The organism is Phyllobacterium sp. (assembly GCF_037994425.1).
Lineage (GTDB): Bacteria > Pseudomonadota > Alphaproteobacteria > Rhizobiales > Rhizobiaceae > Phyllobacterium.
Genome location: NZ_JBBNAM010000160.1, coordinates 16,218 through 27,102 on the forward strand (window position 1 = coordinate 16,218; position 10,885 = coordinate 27,102).

8 protein-coding genes and 1 pseudogene are annotated in these 10,885 nt (G+C 58.5%); 3 read left to right on the plus strand and 6 right to left on the minus strand.

The window, feature by feature from the left end:
* The first annotated feature begins 176 nt into the window (after nt 1-176).
* Complete coding sequence (locus AAAB35_RS12080; protein ID WP_340668526.1) at nt 177-2,063, plus strand: AsmA-like C-terminal region-containing protein; 1,887 nt, start codon at nt 177-179, stop codon at nt 2,061-2,063.
* Nucleotides 2,064-2,074: 11 nt separating this feature from the next.
* Nucleotides 2,075-2,470: a VOC family protein gene (locus AAAB35_RS12085; RefSeq protein ID WP_340668527.1), complete on the plus strand. Its 396-nt coding sequence runs from the start codon at nt 2,075-2,077 to the stop codon at nt 2,468-2,470.
* A 4-nt stretch (nt 2,471-2,474) separates the two neighbouring features.
* Here AAAB35_RS12085 and AAAB35_RS12090 read toward each other — a convergent pair whose 3' ends face one another.
* From AAAB35_RS12090 to AAAB35_RS12115, 6 genes and pseudogenes are all read right to left on the minus strand, one after another.
* A complete protein-coding gene (locus tag AAAB35_RS12090; RefSeq protein ID WP_340668529.1) occupies nt 2,475-3,293 on the minus strand; it encodes an ABC transporter permease subunit in 819 nt (272 codons plus the stop codon).
* Between the two features lie 10 nt (nt 3,294-3,303).
* Nucleotides 3,304-4,215 (minus strand): ABC transporter permease subunit, encoded by a 912-nt coding sequence (locus AAAB35_RS12095; protein ID WP_340668530.1) that lies wholly within the window; start codon nt 4,213-4,215, stop codon nt 3,304-3,306.
* A gap of 14 nt (nt 4,216-4,229) precedes the next feature.
* Nucleotides 4,230-5,375 carry an ABC transporter ATP-binding protein gene (locus tag AAAB35_RS12100; RefSeq protein ID WP_340668531.1) on the minus strand — a complete coding sequence of 382 codons (1,146 nt, stop codon included), beginning with the start codon at nt 5,373-5,375 and terminating at the stop codon, nt 4,230-4,232.
* 65 nt (nt 5,376-5,440) lie between these two features.
* Nucleotides 5,441-6,532 carry a polyamine ABC transporter substrate-binding protein gene (locus AAAB35_RS12105; protein ID WP_340668532.1) on the minus strand — a complete coding sequence of 364 codons (1,092 nt, stop codon included), beginning with the start codon at nt 6,530-6,532 and terminating at the stop codon, nt 5,441-5,443.
* An 87-nt stretch (nt 6,533-6,619) separates the two neighbouring features.
* Nucleotides 6,620-7,614 (minus strand): annotated as a pseudogene (locus AAAB35_RS12110) (DMT family transporter).
* 101 nt (nt 7,615-7,715) lie between these two features.
* A complete protein-coding gene (locus AAAB35_RS12115) occupies nt 7,716-9,158 on the minus strand; it encodes a short-chain fatty acyl-CoA regulator family protein (protein ID WP_340668533.1) in 1,443 nt (480 codons plus the stop codon).
* A gap of 223 nt (nt 9,159-9,381) precedes the next feature.
* On the opposite strand from AAAB35_RS12115, the gene aceA reads away from it, so the two are divergent.
* A complete protein-coding gene (aceA, locus tag AAAB35_RS12120; protein WP_340668534.1) occupies nt 9,382-10,671 on the plus strand; it encodes an isocitrate lyase in 1,290 nt (429 codons plus the stop codon).
* The last annotated feature ends 214 nt before the right edge of the window (nt 10,672-10,885 follow it).

A 10,885-nucleotide genomic window follows, 5' to 3' on the forward strand; every position in this document is an offset into this window, starting at 1 on the left:
ATGGCCGCGAAGGGCATCACGCGGTTGCCCGAACGCACGCGATTATTACAATATGCAACAATTTGACGCGAAAAGGTCTGAACCGGCTTGAATTGCCATGCATGATCGCTAAACCGTCGTTAAGTATAAAAGTTTTGCGGGTTCGGCACCTGCGAAAGCGAATATCGGAAACGCTCATGTCCTGGTACAGGCCAAGGAACCTTCTCGCAACGCTCGTGGTGATGGCTCTCGTTGCCGGTGGTGTTCTTGTGGCACTGCCCTACCTGGTAAGCACCGAACTCATCCGGGCCCGATTGATACAGGAGATCAGCAACTGGACGGGCTATAGCGTCGAGTCGCGTCAGTCGCCGCAAATCTCATTCTTCCCCATGTTCAGCGCGTCGCTCGGCGATATCACCATTCGCAATCCCTGGCAGCGTGGCGGCGCGGCCTTCATGGAGGCTGAGCGCATCGAAGTCGACCTGTCTTTGCTTTCAGCGCTGATGGGGAATATCGAGTTTACCGAAACCAAGATCGTCAGGCCGCGCTTTGTCATCGATGAGCCAATAAAGAGCCTCTCAGAGATTGGCGAGGCCCTCGCGAAGAGCGATGGGCGCATCGGCGATGTTGTTCGCGAGGCGCGTTCCGCCGTTGAGGCGAACCCCGCCAAGCCGGACATGAGCTCGGTCTCGTCGCAACCGTTCGGGCGCGTTCGTCTCGAAGACGCAATGGTTACCTTCAAGCGGCCGATCAATGGTGTCGAGGAACAGATATCGAGCATCAGCGGTGTCTTCGATTGGCCGCAGACATCGGGCGTGGCAAGTTTCCGCGGCACCGCCATCTGGCATGACGAGGAAACCGAAATCGACAGTTCTGCCACCAAGGCTCTGCTTCTCCTCGCCGGTGGCACCAGTCCGTTGCAGATGAATCTGAGTTCGACACCGCTGACGCTCTCCTTCAACGGATCGGCCAACATATCGAAGGACCAGTTCTTCGAAGGCACATTGTCGCTCACCTCGCCCTCTTTGCGCCGTACACTCGAATGGTCGAGAATGGTGGCGATACCGGGTGCGCCCGTCGGCAGCTTCGCACTCGATGCATCCGTTTCAGGTTCCGCTTCTCGTATGAAGTTGGACGGCCTGACAGCGACGCTCAACGACAATCCGGCTAAGGGTGTCATCGAAGTCGTGCTCGATGACGGAACTCCCAGTGTCACGGGGACGCTGGCTTTCGAGACACTTGATCTTCGTTCCGTATTTGCCGGCTTCATGCCGCTGCCGGACAGCCCTGAGAACTCCAATGCAGTGATCGATACGGCATTTCTGAAAAAGCTCAATCTCGACCTGCGCGTCTCCGCGCAGAAGGCAACGCTTGGATCGGTCGATCTCGCCAAGGTTGCGGCAACGGCCCAAATCCGCAATGGCCGGGCGATTTTCGACATCGGCGAGGCCTCCGCCTTCGATGGTTCGGTTGCGGCGAGTTTTCAGCTTGCAGATGAGGGCGACGGGGCAGCCCTCGGCGAATTGCGCCTCAACGGGACCGACGTCAACAGCGCCTCCATCGCCTCGTTACTCAGCCTGGGCGATCGCTTCGAACTCGGCAAGGGGACGATATCGCTCGTGCTGAAGGGGCCGATATCGCGCTGGTCGTCGGCGCTCGCAAACGCCAAGGGTACATTGAGCATGCGTTTCGGCGCCGGTCAGATCCGCAGTCTCGATTTCAACAGCCTTCTCAGCAAGGCCAAGACCGATCGCTTTTTCAGCCTCAACGAACAGACCAGTGCCTGGCTGGCGTTTGACCGCCTGGAGATCAAGGCGAACATCATGGATGGCGTCGCCGCCATCGACACGGCACAAATGCAAAACAAGTCCGGCACGCTGAACTTCGCCGGGATCGTGACGCTCGCGGGCAAGAGCCTTGCGCTCACCGGCGACTACGCCGCGCCCGTTCCTGCGCCGAAGCCGGCTGAAGGGGCGGAACAGGCAGCACCAGCGCCGGAGCCCATGGTCAACCACACGCGGTTCTTCATCGGCGGATCGTGGGACAATCCTTTCATTTCGCCCATCATTTCACCGCAGAACTGACAGGAAAATGAATGGCGATAATCGGCATCGATCATGTTCAACTGGCGATGCCAGCCAATGGCGAAGAGGCTGCACGCCTCTTCTATGAGGGGCTCCTTGAGCTTCGCGAAGTATCGAAACCTGCGCAACTCGCCTCACGCGGCGGCTGCTGGTTCGAGGCTGGCACCGTCAAAGTCCATCTAGGCGTCGACCCCAACTTCACTCCGGCCGGCAAAGCTCATCCAGCTTTCGTTGTCGATAACCTGGCGCCGGTTCAGGCAAGACTGGAAAGCGCTGGGATCAACGTGACCACTGACCTGCCACTGGATGGAGTCGAGCGCATCTTTGTTAACGATCCGTTCGGCAACCGCATCGAACTTATGGAGTTGCGGTACGCCCCGTGCCGACCAAACGCGATGGCGTATTGACTGACTAATTGCGCGCAGCCGCCTGTTCGTCGCGCGCCCGCTGCACCTCTCGCTGCTTGTTGGCGATCGAGGCGATGAGGACGCCAATTGTTACGATAGCGATGAGGATCGTGCAGGCGGCATTGATCTCAGGCGTTACACCAAGCCGAACCTGCGAATAAATGCGCATCGGCAACGTCGTGGCGCCTGGCCCCGAGGTGAAGCTCGAGATCACGAGGTCATCAAGTGACAGGGTGAAGGCCAGCATCCAGCCGGACACGACGGCCGGCAAGATGACCGGCAGTGTGACCTTGAAGAAAGTCGTCACCGGCGTTGCACCAAGATCCATCGCCGCTTCTTCCAAGGAACGATCGAAAGTCACCAGGCGCGACTGCACGACCACAGCGACGAAGCACATTGAAAAAGTGATGTGCGCGAGAGTGATCGTCCATATGCCACGATCCATGCCAACGGCGACGAAGAGCAAAAGCATGGAAAGGCCCGTAATGACTTCCGGCATGACCAGCGGTGCATAGATCATGCCGGAGAACAGCAGGCGTCCGCGAAACCGCGTATAGCGGGTCATGGCCAGCGCGCCGAGCGTTCCGAGAATCGTGGCAACGGTTGCCGAAAGCAGGCCCACACGGATCGTCACCCACGCCGCATCGATGAAGCTTTGGTTGTGGAACAGCGAGACATACCATTTAGTCGAAAAGCCGGCCCAAACCGTGACGAGCCGCGACTCGTTGAAGGAATAGATGACGAGGAGGACGATCGGCAGATAGAGGAAGGCGAAGCCGACGACGAGTGAAGCGATATTGAAGCGGGACCAGGTCGTGTTCATGTCTTTTGCCTCATTTCTCGCTTTCCTGCGCCCGCGCTTCCGCACGTTGGAAGAGAACGATCGGGATTACGAGGAGGAGCAGCAATATAACGGCGACAGCCGACGAAACCGGCCAGTCGCGGTTGGAGAAAAATTCGTTCCACAGCGTCTTGCCGATCATGAGCGTCTGCGATCCGCCGAGAAGATCGGGGATGACGAACTCGCCCACGGCGGGGATGAAGACGAGGAAACACCCTGCAACGACACCGGGGAGCGATAGGGGGAAGGTGATTTTCCAGAAGGCCACAATTGGCGGGCAACCGAGATCCTCGGCGGCCTCAACCAGGGAATAGTCCATCTTCTCGAGGGCCGAGTAGATCGGCAGTACGAGGAACGGCAGATAGGAATAGACGATCCCGATGAAGACCGCGGTATTGGTGTTGAGAATGGTCAGCGGCGTATCGATGACGTGCGCCCACATCAGGAACTGGTTGAGAAGACCCTCGGGCTTGAGGATACCGATCCAAGCATAGACGCGAATAAGGAAACTCGTCCAGAATGGCAGGATCACCAGCATGAGCAGTGTGGGCCTTACAGTTGCGGGCGCGCGCGCCATGCCGTAGGCGATAGGGTAGCCGACTATAAGCGTCAAAACGGTCGAGACGGCCGCGATGAAGAGGCTGGAAAGATACGCTCTGTAATAGAGCGGATCCTGGGTGAGCCATATGTAGTTGTCCCATGAGAACTGCGCGACGCTGTCCTTGAGTGCCGTCCAGCCAGCCGAAAGATTGAATACCGGAGAATAGGGGGGGATCGCCATCTCCACTTGCGACAGCGAAATCTTGAACACGATAAAGAATGGAATAAGAAAGAAAACCAGCAGCCACAGATAGGGCACGACGATGACAAGCCGGCTTGCGATTGACGATATCAGTCTTTGCATGACATCGCCCCTTCTCAAGCGGTAAGCACGATACCTGCATCGGTATCGAAATTGATCCACACCTTGTCGTCATAGCCGAACGGATCTTCGACTGTGCGCATGGCATTGAGGCTTGCCGCCTTGATGATCCGCCCGCTGTCGAGTTTTACATGAAAGACCGTCACGTCACCGAAATAGGCGATGTCCCACATTTCTCCGTACGCGGAGTTGAACGTGGCGTCGGCCGGCTGCTGGCGACTGATGCGGATTTTCTCAGGCCGGATGGCAAATCCAACCGGCTGGCCGACGGCGCAGTTCTTCGTTGCGTCGGTGCGGATCAGCATGTTGTCCGGCATGACGGCGATTTCGATCTTGCCGTTGGCCACGTTCTCGGTCATGCCTTCGAACATGTTCACATTGCCGATGAAGTCGGCGACGAATTTCGAATTCGGGGCCTCGTAGACTTCCGCCGGGGTCGCCACCTGCATGACCTTGCCCTTGTCCATGACCGCAATGCGGTCGGCCATGGTCATCGCCTCTTCCTGATCGTGCGTCACGACCACGAATGTCAGGCCCAGCTTCATCTGCAGATCCATGAGTTCGAACTGCGTTTCTTCGCGCAGCTTCTTGTCGAGCGCGCCAAGTGGTTCGTCGAGCAACAGTACTTTCGGCCGCTTGGCAACGGCACGGGCAAGGGCGACGCGCTGGCGCTGGCCACCCGACAACTGATGCGGCTTGCGCTTGGTAAACCGCTCGAGCTTGACGAGCTTGATCATCTCGGCAACGCGCGTTTCGATAGCGGCCTTGTCCATGCCGTCCTGCTTCAGGCCAAAGGCAATGTTTCCTTCAACCGTCATGTGCGGAAAAAGCGCGTAGGATTGGAACATCATATTGACCGGGCGCTTGTAGGGCGGGATGCCGCGCATGTCCTGACCGTCAAGCATAATTCGACCGGCGGTCGGCTCTTCGAAACCCGCGAGCATGCGCAGCAAGGTGGACTTGCCGCAGCCCGATGCGCCCAGCAGCGCGAAGAATTCTCGATTGTAGATATTCAGGGAAAGGTCATCGACGGCAGTGAAATCGGCAAACTTCTTCGTAACGTTCTCGATGGCGATGAAGGGCTTGGCCTCAGGATCGTTCCAAGGCGCGAATTTGCGGCGAAAGCTTCCCAGTGATTTCATATCTTGCCCCGGTGTCTGTTCATAACGCGAAAAACCCCGGCAGGTGTGCCGGGGTTTTTTTGGAGTTACTGGCCTGTGACCACTTTCGTCCATATCCGTGTGACGATTCGCTGGATCTTGGTGTCATAAGGCGTGACTGTGAAGAGTTTCTTCAGAGTCGCCTCATCCGGGTAGACCTCGGGGTTTTCGAAGACGGCCTTGTCCATCAGGGCCTGCGAAGCCTTGTTGCCATTGGCATAGGAAACGTAGCTTGACGCCTTGGCGGCGACTTCGGGCTTCAGCATATAGTTGATGAATTCATGTGCCTCTGCGAGATGAGGGGCGTCTGCGGGGATCGCCATCAGGTCGAACCACATCTGTGCGCCTTGCGAGGGGATCGTGTAGGCAACGTTCACGCCTGCCTTGGCTTCGTCCGCCCGCGTCTTTGCCTGCAGGATGTCGCCCGAATAGCCGAGGGCAAGGCAGATATCGCCATTGGCGAGCGCGTTGATGTACTCCGACGAATGGAACTTCCGCACATATGGGCGGATCGACTCGAGCAAGGCGCCCGCCTTGGCGAGTTCATCGGGGTCCTTGCTGTCGGGATTAAGGCCGAGATAGTTGAGCGCGGACGGCATCACATCGGAAGCCGAGTCGAGAATGTGAATACCGCAATCCTTGAACTTTGCCGCAAGTTCCGGCTTGAAGAGCACGTCCCAGGTCGGCTTCTCGTCGGAGCCGAGAATTTCTTTCATCTTGTCGGCATTGTAGCCGATGCCGGTCGTTCCCCACATGTAGTCGACGGAATATTCATTGCCCGGATCATAGGTGGCGATGCGCTGGTTGATTTCGTCCCAGGTATTGGAAAGGTTCGGCAGCTTCGACTTGTCGAGCTTCTGGAAAACTCCGGCGGCAATCTGGCGCTGAAGGAAGTTGGCAGTCGGAACGACGACATCGTATCCCGTTCCACCCGCAAGGAGCTTCGTTTCAAGAATTTCGTTGGAGTCGAACGTGTCGTAGACGACCTTGATGCCGGTTTCCTTGGTGAAGTCCTCAAGGATTGTAGGATCAATATAGTCCGACCAATTATAGACGTTGACGACGCGATCCGCGGCCCATGCCGAACTCGCAAGGCCAAGCGCAAGCGTGGCTGTCAACAGAACAGTTTTCATTCCCATTTAGGTCTCCATGCTGCCGGCACGCCATTCCCGCGACGTGGCCGTGTTCCCGTAGTGTGACTACCTTTTTAGATTGCAACTGCTTCGTCAACTGGGTTGCGAAGACTTGGCCGCCGAATTTTGCGGGAGCGTGATTTTTTTGTGCACTGCAATCGGAGAGCGTGGATGCGCCGTCAGGCGGTTCGGCGCCGTTGACGGCCATATTCCCAGCCGAGATGCAAGAGCAGCGATCAGGATGATGGCGCCACCGAGGATCGTGCGCGGCGCGGGCACCTCATTGTGCAGCAACCAGACCCACACCGGACCAAGCACAGGTTCGAGAGTGCCGATCAGCGCGGCAAGCGCCGACGGGAGCAGCCGGGCGCCGCTGACGAAAAGCGCGAGGCCGAGGCCAAGATTGATGGCGCCAAGGGCAAAAAGCAGGCCGAAATCGCGCGCACTGACGATGAATTGCCCAGCCATGGTGGAGGCGACACAAGCGGCAATGACCACGCCGAGGAAGACCGCGGGGGTCATGCGCAGATGCGCCTTGCGGCGCGTGATCACCGTTGCGGTTGCGAAGGATATGGCAATCAGCAGCGCCAGCATGTCGCCTATCGGCGAAACCTCGCCATCGAGAGAATCCGACACCATGATTGCCACCCCGGCAATGACGGTGCCAATGGCGATCCAGGTCGCAACGCTCACGCGTTCGCGAAACAGTACCCAGGAAATGAGCGCGGCGAAGAGCGGAACGCCCGCTTGCAGCAGCAGCACATTGGCGACGGTTGTGTAGGAAAGTGCGATGATGAAGCAGGACGAGGCAATGGCAAAGCAAATCGCCACGCCTACCCCCGCTATGCCCATGGTCCTGAAAAGCCGCCATGTGCCGCGTGGACCGTCCCGCACCAGCATGAAGCAAAGGAGAAACAGCGCCGCAAAGACCGACCGCCAGAACACGACGGTCCAGTTGTCGGTCACGTCAAGAAAGCGGCAAACGCTCCGCCGGTACTCCAGGCGATCGCCGAGCCCGCGACGAGAAGGCAGCCAACGGCCGTCTCCGCCGAGCTCTTGACGGGGTCTGGACCTGCAACGGGTGGCATTGGTATGGCAGTGGCACTCATGCGCGGAGAATGCCAATGCTTTGCGCCCGGTCAAGCTGCTAAAACGACCAGCTATTATCGGTTTTGCGCCATTCCGGCATTCATTGGAAATCGAACGCACTGAGACCCGTCACCATTTCGTCGAGACCGAGCGGGCGCGTGACCGGCGGTTCGGCTCGCGAGAGGCAAGCGACGCGCTCGCAAAGGCGACACGCCGGACCGACCTGCGTCATACCGACAAACTTGCCGAGCGGTGCGGCGCTGATGCTGCGATTGCCGAGCGCGCTACCGTAAACTGTATCGTCGGCGAAGGCGATGTCGCAGCCGACAAGGATCGCCGTGCGCCGCGGACGCTCGTTGAAAGCGCCCTGCGGGCCCTCCAACGTACGGGCGACCGTGAGGAATTCGGCGCCATCCGGCATCTCGACCGCCTCGACCAGGATTTGTCCGGGCTGCGCAAAGGCCGAATGCACCGGCAGCTTTGGACAATCGCCACCAAAGCGCGATTGCGGAAAGCCCTGGGCTCCTGCACGGCGGAAGCGATTGCCGGCATGATCGACTTCGAGCATGAAGAAGCCAATACCGTTCGGGTTCTGAAGCGTGGTCAGGCGATTGGCCGCATGTTCGAAAGACACGTTGAAGCGCGAACGCAAGACGTCGATATCATAGCGCGCGCGGGTCGCGGCCGACTGGAATGCCTGATAGGGCATCATCAGTGCATGGGCTGCATAGCGCCCGAGCTCGAAGCGCGCGATGCGCCGGGCCTCGTCCGAGGACAGTTTTAGCTCCTGGATTTCGGCGGCGATGACCACCTGCATGCGCATCAGCACGGCTTCCATCGCCACCTCGCGCAGCTGGTCGAAAGGTGAGAGCCGCTCGGAAATGAACAGCCGCTGCGAATGCCGGTCGTAGCGGCGGCGCCAATTCGGCATGGTTGCTACGGGAAGGATGCGCACCGATATTCCGTGCTCGCTCTTGAGCCAAATCTTGAGTGCAGCCAGTAACTCGTCGCCGGGCTTGATAAGGGTGAGGAAACTTTCGACCTCACCTTCAATGCGCGGGAAGTGGTTGGCGCGCCGCTCGAGAATCTCGCGCACCTCGTTGAGGGGAAGGCGCGTTGCCGATAGCGAGGGCGCGCGCCCGTCCTGGGCAAGAAGCTCCGAAAGATCGGTAAGTCGCTCCAGCTGTTCCCGGTAAGCGCGATAAAGCTTGATGACGCCGGCCGCCGCATTGGGCGCCGCATCGCTGATTTCTATGAGTTCCTGGTCGCCGGGCAATTCGCCGTTGAGCAAGGGATCGGAGAACACCTCCTTCAGTGCCGCCATGGAGGAGCCCGTCTCCATCTGTAGCGTATCGAGCTCGATCTTGTAGGTGGACGAGAGCTTGAGGAGGAGTTGTACCGTCAACGGGCGCTGGTTGCGCTCAATCAAATTTAGGTAGGACGGAGAAATGCCGAGCGCCTCGGCCATGGACGTCTGCGTCAGGCCCCGCTCATTGCGGATGCGCCTGATACGGGGACCTGCGAATATCTTGCCCTCAGCCATGCATCATAACCGCTCATTGACAAATATTTACACGGTCAGACTCTATTACAAGATTTACAACTTTACAATTGCGACTTGTCAATCTCGCCACAGGCTAACTCGAAATAACTGCCGAAAACCTCGAAATATCTGGACCATACCGCGCCGCAATGTAAATTTAGTCATATCAACGTAGTCGTAAGAACATCGGGCTGCGGGACGCAAACTCTTTGTGGAGATGAGAATGACCGATTTTTACAACCTTGTACCAAACGCTCCGGAGGACCGCTATGATGGTATCGAACGCCCCTATACGCCTGACGATGTCCTGCGCCTCAGAGGCTCGGTTCAGATCAAGTATACTCTCGCTGAAAACGGTGCCAACCGGCTCTGGAAGCTCATTCATGAAGATGGTTTCGTCAATGCGCTGGGCGCTCTCTCGGGCAATCAGGCAATGCAGATGGTTCGCGCGGGCCTCAAGGCAATTTATCTTTCCGGATGGCAGGTTGCTGCCGATGCAAACACAGCTTCAGCCATGTATCCTGACCAGTCGCTCTACCCGGCCAATGCAGCGCCGGAACTGGCCAAGCGCATAAACAAGACGCTCCAGCGCGCCGATCAGATCGAGACGGCTGAGGGCAAGGGCCTTTCGGTTGAGACCTGGTTTGCGCCGATCATCGCTGACGCAGAAGCTGGTTTCGGCGGACCGCTCAATGCATTCGAAATCATGAAGGCGTTCATCGAGGCCGGCGCTGCGGGCGTCCACTACGAGGACCAGCTCGCATCGGAAAAGAAATGCGGCCATCTCGGTGGCAAGGTTCTGATCCCGACGGCAGCGCACATTCGCAACCTCAATGCTGCGCGGCTCGCCGCCGACGTCATGGGAACGCCGACGCTGGTCATCGCGCGCACGGATGCGGAAGCCGCCAAGCTTCTCACATCCGACATCGACGAGCGTGATCGCCCGTTCGTGGACTACGATGCGGGGCGCACTGCCGAGGGCTTCTATCAGGTGAAGAACGGCCTTGAACCTTGCATCGCCCGGGCTATCGCCTATGCGCGGCATGCCGACCTCATCTGGTGCGAAACGTCGAAGCCCGATCTCGAACAGGCCAGGCGCTTCGCCGAGGGTGTTCGCAAGGAACATCCGGACAAACTCCTCGCCTATAACTGCTCGCCTTCCTTCAACTGGAAGAAGCACCTGGATGAGGCGACAATCGCGAAGTTCCAACGCGAACTCGGTGCAATGGGTTACAAGTTCCAGTTCATCACGCTGGCCGGGTTCCATCAGCTCAACTTTGGCATGTTCGAACTCGCCCGCGGCTACAAGGACCGGCAGATGTCGGCCTATTCGGAGCTGCAGGAAGCGGAATTTGCCGCCGAGGCCAATGGATACACCGCCACCAAGCACCAGCGCGAGGTCGGAACCGGCTATTTCGACGCGGTATCGCTGGCGATTACTGGCGGCCAGTCCTCGACAACGGCCATGAAAGAATCGACCGAAACGGCGCAATTCCGTCCGGCGGCCGAATAAAAATCAGCGAGGCGGCCTGGCCCACATCTGCCGCCTCGCCATTCCGGCGATCAGGAGATCGTCGCTGCAACGCCAAACAAGGAGAAAATCATGGCACCGCAGACACGCGTAAAGGAACGGGCCGAGGAGCAATCATCGGCCATGAATGCAGACCAGCAGGCTGTCATTCGCATGGTCGCAAATGACCTGCACCGCCTCAACCAGTCCGTCATGA

What these genes read in the sequence shown, in the direction of transcription:
- AAAB35_RS12080 (WP_340668526.1), top strand. Translation starts at nt 177, where the DNA reads ATGTCCTGGTACAGGCCAAGGAACCTTCTCGCAACGCTCGTGGTGATG.
- AAAB35_RS12085 (WP_340668527.1), top strand. Translation starts at nt 2,075, where the DNA reads ATGGCGATAATCGGCATCGATCATGTTCAACTGGCGATGCCAGCCAAT.
- AAAB35_RS12090 (WP_340668529.1), bottom strand. Translation starts at nt 3,293, where the DNA reads ATGAACACGACCTGGTCCCGCTTCAATATCGCTTCACTCGTCGTCGGC.
- AAAB35_RS12095 (WP_340668530.1), bottom strand. Translation starts at nt 4,215, where the DNA reads ATGCAAAGACTGATATCGTCAATCGCAAGCCGGCTTGTCATCGTCGTG.
- AAAB35_RS12100 (WP_340668531.1), bottom strand. Translation starts at nt 5,375, where the DNA reads ATGAAATCACTGGGAAGCTTTCGCCGCAAATTCGCGCCTTGGAACGAT.
- AAAB35_RS12105 (WP_340668532.1), bottom strand. Translation starts at nt 6,532, where the DNA reads ATGGGAATGAAAACTGTTCTGTTGACAGCCACGCTTGCGCTTGGCCTT.
- AAAB35_RS12115 (WP_340668533.1), bottom strand. Translation starts at nt 9,158, where the DNA reads ATGGCTGAGGGCAAGATATTCGCAGGTCCCCGTATCAGGCGCATCCGC.
- aceA (WP_340668534.1), top strand. Translation starts at nt 9,382, where the DNA reads ATGACCGATTTTTACAACCTTGTACCAAACGCTCCGGAGGACCGCTAT.